This window comes from Azospirillum brasilense (assembly GCF_007827815.1).
Taxonomy (GTDB): Bacteria; Pseudomonadota; Alphaproteobacteria; order Azospirillales; family Azospirillaceae; genus Azospirillum; species Azospirillum brasilense_C.
Genome location: NZ_VITH01000002.1, coordinates 498166 through 512171, shown reverse-complemented (window position 1 = coordinate 512171; position 14006 = coordinate 498166). Strand labels below are relative to the sequence as shown.

Here is a 14006-nt window from a genome sequence, read left to right as displayed (position 1 = left end):
GGCAAGACGGCCAGGCTCACCGGTCCTCTTCCGTCGCCGCCCAGCAGCGCAGGACCTCCGCCACGCTCCAGGCCTGCGAGATGCAGCCGCGCGGGCTGAAGGGCGGCTCGGCGTCGAAGATCTCGGAAATGGTGCCGATCCCCGCCTGATCGAGGTGCGGCAGGAAGCCCTGGAGCAGCTCCCGCGCCCCCGCCTTGTCCTCCGGATGCAGCTTCAGCCAGGCGTCGACATAGGGTCCGATCAGCCACCCCCACACCGTGCCCTGGTGATAGGCGGCGTCGCGGGCGCGCAGATCGCCGAAGTATTTCGGCTTGTAGTCGCGCTGCCCCGGCGCCAGCGAGCGCAGCCCGACCGGGGTCAGCAGCCGCTGCCGCACCGTCTCCACCACCGGTTCCCAGCGGGCGCGATCCAGCACCGGGTTGTCGAGCGAGACGGCGAAGATCTGGTTGGGCCGGCAGGCGTCGTCGTCCCCCCGCTCACCATCCACCACGTCGTAGAGATGCCCGGCGTGGTCGCACCAGAAGCGCGCGTTGAAGGAAGCGCGGGCCCGTTCGGCCAGTTCCTCCAGCGGGCGGGCCGCCTGGGCGTCGCCTTCCTCGGTCAGCCAGCCGGCGGTCAGGCACAGCGCGTTGTACCAGAGCGCGTTGATCTCCACCGCCTTGCCCCGGCGCGGCGTGACCACCCAGTCCTCGACCTTCGCGTCCATCCAGGTGAGCTGGTAGCCCTCCCGGCCCTGGCGCAGCAGCCCGTCGCCGGGGTCCACGGCGATGCCGAAACGGGTGCCGCGCCGGTGGTGGTCGATCACCTCGACCAGCCGGGGCAGCAGCAGTTGCAGCGTGTGCCGGTCCCCGGTCGCCCGAACGTAGCGGTTCAGCGCGTGGAAGAACCACAGGGTGGCGTCGGCGGTGTGGTACAGCCCCTCGTCCTTGCCGTCGGGGAACATGTTGGGGATCAGCCCGTCGCGGATGTAGTGCGCGAAGGTGCGCAGGATCCAGCCGGCCTCCAGGTGGCGCCCGGTGGTCAGGGTCAACCCCTCCAGGCTGATCATTGTGTCGCGGCCCCAGTCGGTGAACCAGTGGTAGCCGGCGATCACCGTGCGCACCTCGTCGCCCTCGGCGCGGGCGCGCATCTGGTCGGCGACGCGGCCCGCCGGCACGAACAGGAAGCTGTCCGCCGACAGCACCAACTCGGCCATCGCCCCCTCGCGCAGCGAGCGGTGCGCCGTCCCGACGATGCGGCGGCGGCGCTCCTTCTCGAAGCGCAGGACGTCGGCGGGCGGCAGCGCCCACAGCCGCTGCCACGGCTCGGTCGCCGCGACGAAGCTCAGCGTCTGGCCCTGGCTGAGCGGGCCGCTGAAATAGCCGGGCGTCCACAGCGAGCCGCGCGATTCGTAGCCGCGCTCGGCCTCCACCGGATAGACGATGTCGCGCCGCGCCCCGCCGTCCAGGGTAAGGGGAAGCTCCGCCCCCTCGATGGTCATGCGCAGCACCGGCAGTTCCGGCCCGGCCCAGACCTCGTATTCATGGCCGCGGGCGGTGACGCGGTAGTCGCGGGCCAGCGGCTCGTCCACCGCCGACTCCAGCTTGCGGAAGGCCATCACCGGACGGAGCCGCAGGCAGATCGGCTGCGGCGCCTTCACCACCCGGTAGGTGACGTGGACGATGTTCTGCAGGTGCGGCAGCACGATCTGCTTCTCGATCACCACGTCGCCGAACTCGTAGCGCCAGACCGGCAGGCCGGCTTCCATGCGGAACTCGACGAGGCCGGAGGGGGCGGCGTCCGACGGGTAGTTCGGGTCGGGCCAGTGGTCGGCCTGCGGGTTGTGGCCGGTCAGCCGCCGCTCGGTGCCGTCCGGCTGGATCAGCACGTCGTTGAGCTGGCTCAGCATCACCACCCGGCCCAGCGGCGCCGGCAGGGCCGCCACCAGCAGCCCGTGGTAGCGCCGCGTCACTGCCCCCGACAGGGAGGAGGAGGCGTAGCCGCCCAGCCCGTTGGCGACCAGCCATTCGCGGGACAGCGCGGCGTCCGGCGCGGACCGCAGGACGTCGCGGGTGATCTTGCGGATGAAATCAGCCATGGGTCTCCTGAGCGCTCGCACCGTTGCCTTCGCCCCGTTCCTCGTCCGGACCGGCGTCCGTGACGGTCAGAACCACCGCCGCATGGCCGGGAAGCCGCCAGCCGCCGTCCGCCGCCTCCAGCGGGGCGATGCCGCAGCCGCCGTAACGGGTGTCCTCGCTGGACCACAGGGGCGTCCAGTCCCTGCCAACCGGCGGCGCCAGCAGCGGTTCCGGCAGGATGTCCAGCCGCAGGTCGCGGCCGAGATTGACCAGCAGCAGCCGGTCGTCGCCGTCGTCGCCGTCCTTCGGTCCGAAGAAGCGCAGGACGAACGCCTCCTCGCCCAGCACGGCGCCATCCAGCCCGCCGTCGCCCTGGGTGCGGAACACCGGATCTTCGCGGCGCAGGCGCAGAAGGTCGCGGTGCAGCGCCCAGGCTTCGGCGTGGGTCTCCCGCTCCGCGTGGTCGAGGGTGCAACGGCGGAAGGTCTCGTCGTCCTGCGGGCGCGTCAGATGGGCGCGCATGGCGGGGGTGGCGAGGCTGGGGAACTGGGCCAGGAACTCCGCCCGTCCCGCCTCCACCTTGGCGGCCAGATCGGGGTCGTGGTCGGCGAAGTAGTAGAAGGGGGCGCTGGCCGCGAACTCCTGCCCCTGGAACAGCATCGGCGTGCCGGGCCCCAGCAGGGTCAGCGCGGTCAGCGCCCGGAAGCGCCCCGGCGTGGTCAGGGCGTGGATTCGCTGGCCGCGGCCCGAATTGGCGATCTGGTCGTGGTTCTGCAGGAAGGTGACGAAGGCCGGGCGCGGCAATCCATGAGCCGGAGCGCCCCGCCGCTTGCCCTGCCAGCGGTACCATTGTCCCTGGTAGAGGAAGCCGTGCTTGACGGCCGACAGCAACTCCTGCGGCGAGCCACGGTAGTCGCTGTAGTAGGCCTCGTTCCGGCCGGTCAGCGCGACCATGGCCGCGTGGTGGAAATCGTCGTTCCACAGCCCGTCCAGCCCGCAGCCGCCCCGCTCCACCGGAGTCGCCATGGCCGCGTGCTGAGGTTCGTTCTCCCCGATCAGCAGGGTGCCGCGCCCGCGCGCCGCGCGGCGGACGGCCTGCCCGATCTCCTGGATGATGTGCGGGGTGGAGCGGTCGAAGATCTGCTGGGTGGCGTCCAGCCGCAGACCGTCCAGATGATACTCGTCGATCCAGAAAGCGGCGTTCGCCCGGAAGAACTCCCGCACCGGGCCGCAGTTCGGGCCGTCGAAGTTGAGCGCGTCCCCCCACTCGTTCTTGTAGCGGGTGGTGAAATAGTCCGGGGCGAAATGCGACAGGAAATTCCCGCTGGGGCCGAAGTGGTTGTAGACCACGTCGAGGATCACGGCGAGGCCCAGCGCGTGGGCGCGGTCCACGAAGCGCCGCATGTCGTCCGGCTCGCCGTAGAGCCGGGTCGGGGCGAACAAGTCCACCCCGTCGTAGCCCCAGCCGAAGCGCCCGGGAAACTCCGCCACCGGCATCAGCTCGATGACCGTCACCCCCAGATCGGCAAGGGCCGGCAGTTCGCGCGCCGCCGCCGCCCAGTTGCCCTCCGGCGTGAAGGTGCCGACGTGCATCTCATAGACCACCTGACCGCGCAGGCCGCAGCCCGCCCAGCCGGCGTCGGTCCAGGCGAAGGTGGACGGGTCCACCACCTGCGACGGTCCCTCCGGCCCGTCGGGCTGGAAGCGCGAGGCGGGGTCGGGGAAGGCCGGGCCGTCGTCGAGCCGGAACCGGTAGAGGCTGCCGACCGGCACCCCCTCCACCATCGCGGCGAAGTAGCCGCCGCCTTCGGCGTCCAGCGCCACCGCACGCTCCTCCGGCCCGACCAGCAGGTCGACGCCGCGGCAGGCCGGCGCCCAGACCCGGGCCAGCACCCGATCGCCGGGCGCCGGTTCCACACCGATGGGACAACGGCGGAGGGAGAAGGCCGGGCCGCCGGCCTGCGCTGCATCGGGAGGACTCGACACGGAACGCTCCCACCGCAATGTTTCGATCATCGCCCCCAACAGGCGCCGGCTTCCTTCGTCCCACGGGCGAGTCCATCGGGGACGGCGTCCTCCCTCCGAAAGAGCCTCCCGCCATGCCGCACCCCTCGCCGCGCGTCCTGATCTGGAACGAGTTCCTCCACGAACGCCGGGACGAGACGGTGCGGGGCCATTATCCCCTGGGCATCCACGAGGCGTTGGCCGCACCCCTGCGCGCCGCCGGACTGACGGTGGAGACCGCCACCCTGGACGAGCCGGAGCACGGTCTCACCGAGGAGCGGCTGAACGCCGCCGACACGCTGGTCTGGTGGGGCCACCGCGCCCATGCCGAGGTGTCGGACTCGGTGGTGGAGCGGGTGAAGCGGCGGGTGACCGAACATGGCATGGGTCTGGTGGCCCTCCATTCCAGCCATTTCTCCAAGCCCTTCCTGGCCTTGATGGGCACCGGCTGCTTTCTGAAATACCGTGTGGCGGCGGAGAAGGAGCGGTTGTGGGTCGTCGATCCCGGCCACCCCGTGGCGGCGGGCATCTCCGACGTCATCGAGCTGGAGCATGAGGAGATGTACGGCGAACCCTTCGACGTCCCGCCGCCGGACGATCTGGTCTTCGTGAGCTGGTTCCAGGGCGGCGAGGTGTTCCGCAGCGGCTGCGGCTGGCGGCGCGGGCTGGGCCGGGTCTTCTACTTCCGGCCCGGCCACGAGACCTACCCCACCTATCATCACCCGCAGATCCAGCGCGTCATCCTGAACGCCGTCCGCTGGGCGGCCAAGCCGGAGGGGCTGGAGGCGCCGGTCCGGGGACGGCGGCCTACTCCGCTGGAACCGATCCCGCCGCGTTCATAAGGCCGCGTTCATAAAGACGTCAGACCCGCTCCCCGAAGCTTCCGGCGGCGGCGTCGATCACGGCGGGGTGGGCGCGCAGCCGGTTGAGGGCGGTGTCGCACTGGGAGTCGTCCAGTTCCAGGGTGACGATGACGTCGACGGCGCCGCCGCGCTCCGCGTCGCGTTCCTCCCGTCCCGTCTGGACGACATGGCCGCAGCGGTCGCGCAAGCCGCCGACGATCTCCGCCTCGACGCCGCGCCCTTTTTCCGCCGGGTAGGCGTAGACGATCCTCATGGCCTTTTTCCCCATCACGGCGCGAAGACGACCCGCATGCAGTCGTCGGCCTTCTCCTTGAACATGCGGTAGCCCTGCGGCGCGTCGTCGAGCGCCCATTTGTGGGTCAGCAGGTAGGCGGGATCGAGCTCGCCCTTCTCGATGTGCTCGAACAGGCGCTTGACGTAACGCTGGCCGTGTTGCTGGCCCATGCGGAAGGTCAGCGCCTTGTTCATCGCCGCCCCCATGGGAAATTTGTCGATGAGGCCGCCATAGACGCCGACGATGGACAGGGTGCCGCCCTTGCGGCAGCACTGGATCATCTGGCGCAGCACGGCGGGCCGGTCGCTCTCCAGCCGAAGGACCTGCTTGCCGCGGTCGTAAAGGTCTTCCATCGCCAGCCCTTTGATGGACGAGGCGCCGCTGTCCGCCTCCATGCCCACCGCGTCGATGCAGACGTCCGGACCGCGTCCACCGGTCATCGCCAGCAGGGCGTCGTAGACGTCGACGCGGCTGTAATCCAGCGTCTCCGCCCCCGCCTTCATCTGGGCGGCGCGCAGCCGGTCGGGAATGCGGTCGATGCCGATCACCCGCTCCGCCCCCATCAGATAGGCGCTCTTCATCGCCATCTGGCCGACGCCGCCGCAGCCCCAGACGGCCACCACGTCGCCCGGCTTGATGTTGCCCATGTCGGCGGCCATGTAGCCGGTCGGCACGGCGTCGGAGACGAAGACCGCCTGCTCGTCCGTCACACCCTCCGGCACGCGGAAGCAGTTGGTGTCGGCGAAGGGGACGCGGATGTATTCGGCGTGGCTGCCGGCGTAGCCGCCGAAGGCGTGGCTGTAGCCGAAGATGCCGGCGGTGCAATGGCCGTAGGCCGCCTCCTCGAAGGCCGGTTGGGGGTTGGAGTTGTCGCACAGCGAGAACTCCTCGTGCTCGCAGTGCCAGCACTTGCCGCAGCCGATGATCGACACGGTGATCACCCGGTCGCCGCGGTTCAGCCGCGTCACCTCGGGCCCCTTCTCCACCACCTCGCCCAGGAACTCATGGCCGATGATGTCGCCGGCCCGCATGGTGGGGACGTAGCCACCGATCAGATGCAGGTCCGACCCGCAGACCGAGGACAGGCCGACCTTGATGATCGCGTCCTGCGGGCCGAGGATCGTGGGGTCCGGCACCCGCTCCACCCGCAGGTCGTTCACGCCGTTCCAGCAGAGCGCCCTCATCCCGTCACCTCCTGAATTTGCGACCGCGACTCGCCCCGCCCGCTCGGCTGGCCGTCGATGGTGGGCAGCGCCCCGACCTCCATGAGCCGCTTCAGGCGGCGCAGCGCCTCGCGCGCCTGCCGCTCCGGCGCCACGCCGAACAGGCGGGACACGGCGTCGCCCCCCGCACCGCCCGGTGGGTGGTAGGCCAGGGTCAGGCTGACCTCCGTCCCGCGCCCGCCCGGCGCCGGGCGGAACAGGACGGTGCCGCGGTGCGGCAGGTCCGCCCCCTCCAGCGTGTGCCAGGTGATCAGTTCGTTCTCCCGGACCTTGTCGATCCGGCTGTTCCAGACCACCGGAACGCCGCCGGGGCCATGGGCCTTCCAGCGGCTTTCCGTGTCGGACAGGATCTCCACGGCGTCGAGGTGGGGGAACAGCGCCGACAGATGGCGGACGTTGCGCCAATGGCGGAACAGTTTTTCGGCCGGGACGGCGATGGTGACGTTCGCCTGGGTGGTCGTCGGTTCGCGGCGCATCGCCGGAAGCGCGATCGGCCGCAGCGGGCTGGACAGCGGAACCCCCGCCGCCCCGGCGAGGAACAGCCCGCCGCCGAGCGCGGCCAGCGCCCAGCTTCCCCGCCGCGCCCCGGCGAAACCCAGCGCCGTGCCGCCGAGGATGGCGGCCCAGCGTTCGAGCGTCCCGGCGGAACCCTCCGGGCGCCAGCCGCCGTCCCGGCCCCGGCTCATTGCCCGTCCTTCTTCTTCAGCAGGTCCAGCTCGTACAGCCCCTTCATCAGGTCGTCGTGCAGGTCGATGCGCTCCGCGATGTCGGTGTAATGGGTCGCATCCGGCGCCCGCCCGGCCTCGTCCAACGCGCGGTCCCACTGGTTCCCGGCGAAGTCGCCGCGCCCCACGAACATGACCGCGCGCAACTCCATCCGCTGCTCGGGCGTCAGGTCCTCCAGCATCTTCTGGAGCTGGTTCAGCGCGCCGCTGGCGTCGGAGGACAGAATGCTGAGGGCGTCGAGATCGGTCGGGTTCCGCGAACCGCGTTCGCTGGTCTGTTCCCCGAGGTCGATGTTGCGCATTCCGGCGAGGAAACGCTGGCGGTCGGCCCCGGCCTCGTACGCGAGGTCGGCGGCCTGCTTCACGGTGTCGACCGAAATCTGCTTGAGCATGTGTCGCACTTCTTTTCAGTTGCACGGCTTTGCCCGACGCCGACAGCCGGGGCTGCGGGCCGGGGCTGCTGGTTCGTCGGAAAGCGGCCCGCGTCACGAACCGCCTCCCGGCACAACCGGAGACGGTGCGGCGAGGTTCCGAAGCAACAGGCCGAAGCAACACCGGCACCCGCTGGCCTGTTAACGCCCGCAAGACCCTGGCAAGCCGGAGAACACCCATGCCGCTCCTGTCGGCGCAGATCGGTGACACCATGGACGAGGGATTCGCCCCCGTCCGCCTGGACACCGACCGCGGCACCGTGGACGCCCGCCTTTATCCCGCCCCTGACGGGCACAAGGCGGCGGGAACGCTGGGGGTCATCTGGCTGGGCGGTGTCGGCGGCGGCTTCGACTCGCCGGCCCGCGGGCTCTATCCGCGGCTGGCGGACGAACTCAAGCCCGACGGCATCGCCTCGCTGCGCGTCCGCTACCGCAACCCGCGCGCGCTGGACGAGGCGGTCTACGACGCGCTGTGCGGTCTGACCTTCCTCGGCCGCATGGGCATCCACCATGTGGCGCTGGTCGGCCATTCCTTCGGCGGGGCGGTGGCGATCCAGGCCGCGGCCTCCAACCGCGGCGCGGTCTGCACGGTGGTGACGCTGGCGACACAGGGGCTGGGCACCGACGCGGTGGCGGACCTCCGCTGCCCGGTGCTGCTGGTCCATGGCGAGGCCGACGAGGTGCTGACGCCGATGTGCTCCATCCACGTCCACCGCATGGCGCGCGAGCCGAAGAAGCTGGTCCTGATGCCCGGCGCCGGCCACTGCCTGGACGAGACCGCCGAGGCCGTCTGCCGCGAGCTGCGCGACTGGCTCAAGGCTCAACTGCTGGAGCGGTAGGGCATATCCTCTCCCCCCGCGGCGGGCTCCGGGATTAGGCTGCGGCCACTTCCCTGAAAAGCCTGGAGCCCGCCGATGCTCGGCACCCTGACCCTTCTTCTCTCCTGCCAGCTGGTGGGGGAAGTGACCGCCCGCCTGTTGCATCTGCCCGTGCCGGGGCCGGTGCTGGGCATGGTCCTGCTGTTCGTCGGCCTGCTGGTCCGCGGCGGCGTGCCGGAGCCGTTGCAGGAGACGGCGGGCGGCATCCTGCGCCACCTCTCCCTTCTCTTCGTTCCGGCGGGCGTCGGGGTGATGGCCCATCTCAACCGGCTGGAGGCGGAGGCGCTGCCCATCGCCGCCGCCCTGCTGGGCAGCACGCTGATCGGCGTCGCGCTGACCGCCTGGGTGATGAGCGTTCTGAGTCGCCAAGGCCCCGACGCCGAAACCGAATCCGACGGCGCGGAGGACGCGCCATGAGCCCCGATTTCCACGAGATCTGGGTCTATCTCTCGGCCAGCCCGCTCGCCGGCCTGACCCTGACGCTGGCCGCCTATCAAGTGGGGATGTGGGTGTTCGAGCGGTTCGGGCGGCGGCCCGCGCTGAACCCGGTGATGATCGCGGTGCTGCTGATCGCCGCGGCGCTGATGGTGGCGGGGATCGATTACCGCACCTATTTCGACGGCGCGCAGTTTGTGCATTTCCTGCTCGGCCCGGCCACGGTGGCGCTGGCGGTTCCTCTCTACCGCCAGTTCCAGCAGGTTCGCCGCTCCGCCGTGGCGCTGCTGGTCGCCCTGCTGACCGGGTCGGCCGCGTCGGCGCTGAGCGCCGTCGCCATCGCCTGGGCGCTGGGCGCGTCGGAGCGCACGCTGCTGTCGCTGGCGCCGAAATCGGTGACCTCCCCCATCGCCATGGGCGTGTCGGAACAGATCGGCGGGCTGCCTTCCCTCACCGCCGTCTTCGTGATCCTGACCGGGATCATCGCCGCGTCCTTCGGCACCTGGGTGCTGAACCTCGTCCGGGTGACGGACTGGCGGGCGCGCGGCTTCGGCCTGGGGGTGGCCGCCCACGGCATCGGCACTGCCCGCGCGCTCCAAGTCAACGAGGTGGCGGGGGCCTTCGCCGGGCTGGGGATGGGGCTGAACGGGCTGGCGACGGCGATCCTGCTGCCGCTGCTCTACCGGCTGTTCTTCACGTGAAGCCGCGTTCCGCGAAAGAAGATTTCATGGAATCGTGGCTTGACAGAGCAAGCCTGCCTGCGCAGAGTGTGCCCCATGACTCGCATCGACCACACGAACGCCCTTCTGCGACTTATCACCCCGGCGCTTTGAGCGTCCGGGTCGTCTGCGTTCGTCTGCCCTGTTCCCTGGTCGAAGTGTCTGTTTTCCCATGAGCACCTGTTGCACGCGTCCTTTCGGCACGCGCCCTTGCGGGGTCAAGCGTGTCTCCCGGCTGGGGCCGGGGCTGCGACTTAGGAACGGTCGCTGAGCCGTCCGGCAGCTCGGCGACCGTAGTCCCGCCGGTCCCCACACCACACGAGACAACGCCCCGCCGCACAAACCGGGGCTCCCAAGGGATCACGAAGCGTCATGAACCACATCGCCACCCCCGCCGCCACCACGTCTGCGACCTCTGCCGCCAAGCACGAGAAGTACGTCCCCTTCGCCCCGGTGAAGCTGACCGACCGCCAGTGGCCGAACCGGACCATTGAGAAGGCGCCGGTCTGGTGCTCGGTGGACCTGCGCGACGGCAACCAGGCGCTGATCGAGCCGATGGGTCCGGACCGCAAGCGCGCGATGTTCGACGCGCTGTTGAAGATGGGCTTCGAGGAGATCGAAATCGGCTTCCCCGCCGCCTCGCAGACCGATTTCGACTTCTGCCGCGAGATCATCGAGGGCGGCAAGATCCCCGACGGCGTGACCATCCAGGTCCTGACCCAGGCCCGTGAGGAGCTGATCCGCCGCACCTTCGAGGGCATCAAGGGCGCCAAGCGCGCCATCGTCCACCTGTACAACTCGACCTCGGAGCTGCAGCGCCGCGTCGTCTTCGGGCTGGACCGCCAGGGCATCGTCGACATCGCCGTCGCCGGCACCAAGCTGATCAAGCAGCTGGCCGCCGAGCATCCGGAGACCGAAATCGTCCTGCAGTACTCGCCGGAGAGCTTCACCGGGACCGAGCTGGAGTTCGCCCTGGAGATCTGCGAGGCGGTGATGGAGACCTGGGGCGCCGACGCCGCCAACAAGGTCATCCTGAACCTGCCGGCGACGGTGGAGATGTCCACCCCGAACATCCACGCCGACCAGATCGAGTGGTTCTGCCGCAACATGAAGAACCGCGACGCGGCGATCATCTCCCTGCACCCGCACAACGACCGCGGCACCGGCGTCGCGGCGGCGGAGCTGGGCATGCTGGCCGGCGCCGACCGCGTGGAAGGCACGCTGTTCGGCAACGGCGAGCGCACCGGCAACGTGGACGTGATCACCCTGGCGCTGAACCTGCTGACCCAGGGCGTCGATCCGGAGCTGCGCATCGACGACATCAACGAGATCGTCCGCGTTGCCGAATACTGCACGCAGCTGCCCGTCCATCCGCGCCACCCCTACGCCGGCGAGCTGGTTTTCACGGCCTTCTCCGGCTCGCACCAGGACGCCATCAACAAGGGCCTGAAGGCGCTGGCCAAGTCCAACCACGGCACCTGGGAAGTTCCGTACCTGCCCATCGACCCGCAGGACCTGGGCCGCAGCTACGAGGCGGTGATCCGCATCAACAGCCAGTCGGGCAAGGGCGGCATCGCCTATGTGCTGGAGAAGGATTACGGCATCCAGATCCCGCGCCGCCTGCAGATCGAGTTCTCCAAGACGGTGCAGCGCATCGCTGACGAGACCGGCAAGGAACTGGCCCCCGCCGACATCCACAACGCCTTCAAGGCCGAGTATCTGGACATCGACGCCCCGCTGGCCCTGATCGAGCATTCGACCGAGCCGCGCGGCCCGAACTCCGGCGCCCGCGTGCTGAACGTGGTGGTGTCGCGCGACGGCGTGGTCAGCACGCTGAAAGGCTCGGGCAAGGGTCCGATCGACGCCTTCCTGGACGCGCTGCGCCAGGGCACCGGCATCGACCTGCATGTGGTGGACTACCGCGAGCACGCCGTCGGCGAGGGCGAGGACGCCCAGGCCTGCGCCTATGTCGAGGTGAAGACCAAGGACGAGCGCACGCTGTTCGGCGTCGGCATGGACGCGGACATCGTGACCGCCTCGCTGCGCGCCCTGGTCAGCGCCGCGAACCGCGCCTCGCGGTAAGGGGTTTTGGGGACAAGGAAAAGGGGCGCCCGGTGGGGCGCCCCTTTTTTGTTGGGTGGGTGGGGAGTGGTTGCACTGGCCCCCCCCTCCCTAACCCTCCCCCGCCTACGGCGAGGGAGGGGACTTGGAATTCAGCCCCTCTCCCCCGCAGCGGGGGAGGGAGGGACCCACGCGCAAGCGTGGGAGGGTGGGGGCACCGCAACGGCACCCCCTCCCCCATCACCCCTCGATGCGCGAGAAGTCCGCCACCGCGTTCAGCGTCGCCCGGATCTGGCTGAGCAGCCGCAGGCGGTTGGCGCGCAGGTCGGCCTGCTCGGCGTTCACCGTCACCTTGTCGAAGAAGGCGTCCACCGGGCCGCGCAGGCGGGCCAGCGCCGCCATGGTGCCGGTGAAGTCCTCCTGCGCCAGCAGTGGCCGGGCCGTCTCGCCGGCGGCGGACAGGGCGCCGTAGAGGTCCTTTTCCTCGGCGAGCGTCAGCAGGGCCGGATCGACCAGCTGGTCGTAGGCCTTGCCGTCCTTCTTCTCCTCGATGCGGACGATGTTGCTGGCGCGCTTGTAAGCGGCGAGCAGGTTCGCCCCCTCCTCCGACCCGACGAAGGTCTGGAGCGCCTTCACACGGGCCAGCAGGCGGACGAGGTCGTCCTCGCCGCCCAGCGCGAACACCGCGTCCACGAGGTCGTGCCGCACGCCCTGGTCGCGCAGCGTGACCTTCAGGCGGTCGGCGAAGAAGGCCATCAGGTCGGTGGCGACGCCGTCGGCGGCGGCGAAACCGCCGACCGTGTAGGCGCCGTGTGCCGCCTTGAAGAGCTGCGTCAGGTTCACCCGCAGCCCGTTCTCCAGGATCAGCCGGATGATGCCCAGCGCCGCACGCCGCAGGGCATACGGGTCCTTCGAGCCCGTGGGCTTCTCGTCGATGGCGAAGAAGCCGACCAGCGTGTCGAGCTTGTCGGCCAGCGCCACGGCGACCGACACCGGCGCCGTCGGGCAGGAATCCGACGGGCCGAGCGGCTTGTAATGCTCGGCGATCGCCTCGGCCACCGCCGGGTTCTCGCCCTCGCCCAGCGCGTAGTAGCGGCCCATGATGCCCTGGACCTCGGGGAACTCGCCGACCACCTCGGTCACGAGGTCCGCCTTGGACAGCAGAGCGGCGCGGGTCGCCGCGTCCGCGTCGGCGCCGATGGCGCGGGCGATCTCGGCGGCCAGAACCTGGACGCGGGTGACCTTCTCCGCCACCGTGCCGAGCTTGGCGTGGAAGGTGATGGCGCCCAGCTTGGACACGCGGTCTTCCAGCTTCGTCTTGCGGTCCTGGTCCCAGAAGAACTTGGCGTCGGACAGGCGGGCGCGCAGGACGCGCTCGTTGCCGGCGACGATGGCCTTGCCCCCGTCCGCCGTCACCGTGTTGGCGACCACGACGAAGCGCGGCGCCATCTTGCCGGCCTTGTCCAGCAGGGCGAAATACTTCTGGTGCGTGCGCATGGAGGTGATGAGGACCTCCGACGGCACGTCCATGAACTTCTCGTCGATGGTGCCGACCAGGGCGACCGGCCATTCGACGAGGCCGGCGACCTCCTCCAGCAGCCCGTCGTCGGGGGAGAGGGTCAGCCCCTCCTGCGCGGCGAGCGCCTCGGCGTCGGCCTTGATCTTGGCCTTGCGCTCCGCGCGGTCGAGCACGACGTGGGCGGCGCGCAGCTTGGCCTTGTAGTCGGCGAAGTCGGTGACCGTGAAGGCGTCCGGCGACAGGAAGCGGTGGCCGCGGGTGCTGTTGCCGAACACCAGCTTGCCCTGCGCGCCGCCCAGGTCGAACGAACCCTCCAGCACCGCGCCGCCGAACAGCGCGATGATCGAGTGCAGCGGGCGCACCCAGCGCACCGTGCCGGTGCCCCAACGCATCGACTTCGGCCAGGGGAAGTCGCCCATGACCGCCGGGATGATCTCGGCCAGCACCTCGGCGGTGGCGCGGCCCTTCTTCTCCGCCACGGCGAAGTAGAAGACGCCCTTGCCGGTGTCGCGCTGCTCGCACTGGTCAAGGCTGGTCAGGCCGGCGGACTTCAGGAAGCCGGCGACCGCCTGCTCGGGCGAGCCGACGCGCGGCCCCTTCTTCTCCTCGCGGACGTCGGCGGTGCGCTCGGGCAGGCCGTCGATCACCAGCGCGAGGCGGCGGGGGGTGGAATGGGCCTCGGCCGACGCGAAGGTCAGGCCGTTGGCGGCCAGCTTCTCGGTGACGAGGCGCTTGAGGTCGTCCGCCGCGCGCGCCTGCATGCGGGCGGGGATTTCCTCGGAAAAGAACTCGATCAGAAGTTCGGGCATGTTGACCG

The 14006-nt window shown here is 70.2% G+C and carries 12 protein-coding genes; 5 read left to right on the top strand and 7 right to left on the bottom strand.

The features are described from left to right. Positions 1–16: 16 nt before the first annotated feature. Complete coding sequence (locus FBZ83_RS06295; RefSeq protein WP_145681545.1) at positions 17–2077, bottom strand: amylo-alpha-1,6-glucosidase; 2061 nt, start codon at positions 2075–2077, stop codon at positions 17–19. Continuing rightward, complete coding sequence (treZ, locus tag FBZ83_RS06290; protein ID WP_247888166.1) at positions 2070–4043, bottom strand: malto-oligosyltrehalose trehalohydrolase; 1974 nt, start codon at positions 4041–4043, stop codon at positions 2070–2072. The genes FBZ83_RS06295 and treZ overlap by 8 nt, the downstream gene beginning before the upstream one ends. Positions 4044–4156: 113 nt before the next feature. On the opposite strand from treZ, the gene FBZ83_RS06285 reads away from it, so the two are divergent. Continuing rightward, positions 4157–4903, top strand: a complete 747-nt coding sequence (locus FBZ83_RS06285; protein ID WP_145681543.1) for a ThuA domain-containing protein — start codon at positions 4157–4159, stop codon at positions 4901–4903. 19 nt (positions 4904–4922) lie between these two features. On the opposite strand, the gene FBZ83_RS06280 is transcribed toward FBZ83_RS06285, so the two are convergent. The 4 genes from FBZ83_RS06280 to FBZ83_RS06265 are packed head-to-tail and all read right to left on the bottom strand — an operon-like array spanning position 4923 to position 7538. Then, positions 4923–5177 (bottom strand): hypothetical protein, encoded by a 255-nt coding sequence (locus FBZ83_RS06280; protein WP_145681542.1) that lies wholly within the window; start codon positions 5175–5177, stop codon positions 4923–4925. Positions 5178–5191: 14 nt separating this feature from the next. Beyond that, the gene (locus FBZ83_RS06275; protein WP_145681541.1) at positions 5192–6382 is read right to left on the bottom strand and encodes a zinc-dependent alcohol dehydrogenase; all 1191 of its coding nucleotides are present in this window, start codon (positions 6380–6382) and stop codon (positions 5192–5194) included. Continuing rightward, positions 6379–7107, bottom strand: a complete 729-nt coding sequence (locus tag FBZ83_RS06270) for an SRPBCC family protein (protein ID WP_145681540.1) — start codon at positions 7105–7107, stop codon at positions 6379–6381. Before FBZ83_RS06270 ends, FBZ83_RS06275 begins: the two co-directional genes overlap by 4 nt. Next, positions 7104–7538, bottom strand: coding sequence for a DUF3775 domain-containing protein (locus FBZ83_RS06265; protein WP_145674442.1), 435 nt, complete (start codon positions 7536–7538; stop codon positions 7104–7106). The genes FBZ83_RS06270 and FBZ83_RS06265 overlap by 4 nt, the downstream gene beginning before the upstream one ends. 218 nt (positions 7539–7756) lie before the next feature. On the opposite strand from FBZ83_RS06265, the gene FBZ83_RS06260 reads away from it, so the two are divergent. The 4 genes from FBZ83_RS06260 to leuA all read left to right on the top strand — a co-directional run bounded on the left by FBZ83_RS06260 (position 7757) and on the right by leuA (position 11691). Beyond that, entirely contained in the window at positions 7757–8416 is a 660-nt protein-coding gene (locus FBZ83_RS06260; RefSeq protein WP_145681539.1) for an alpha/beta hydrolase, read from the top strand. Positions 8417–8491: 75 nt separating this feature from the next. Next, entirely contained in the window at positions 8492–8872 is a 381-nt protein-coding gene (locus FBZ83_RS06255) for a CidA/LrgA family protein (protein WP_145681538.1), read from the top strand. Then, a complete protein-coding gene (locus tag FBZ83_RS06250) occupies positions 8869–9591 on the top strand; it encodes an LrgB family protein (protein WP_145681537.1) in 723 nt (240 codons plus the stop codon). The genes FBZ83_RS06255 and FBZ83_RS06250 overlap by 4 nt, the downstream gene beginning before the upstream one ends. A 390-nt stretch (positions 9592–9981) precedes the next feature. Continuing rightward, positions 9982–11691: a 2-isopropylmalate synthase gene (gene leuA, locus FBZ83_RS06245; protein WP_145681536.1), complete on the top strand. Its 1710-nt coding sequence runs from the start codon at positions 9982–9984 to the stop codon at positions 11689–11691. 219 nt (positions 11692–11910) lie between these two features. On the opposite strand, the gene glyS is transcribed toward leuA, so the two are convergent. Next, a complete protein-coding gene (gene glyS, locus FBZ83_RS06240; protein WP_145681686.1) occupies positions 11911–13998 on the bottom strand; it encodes a glycine--tRNA ligase subunit beta in 2088 nt (695 codons plus the stop codon). Positions 13999–14006: the final 8 nt, after the last annotated feature.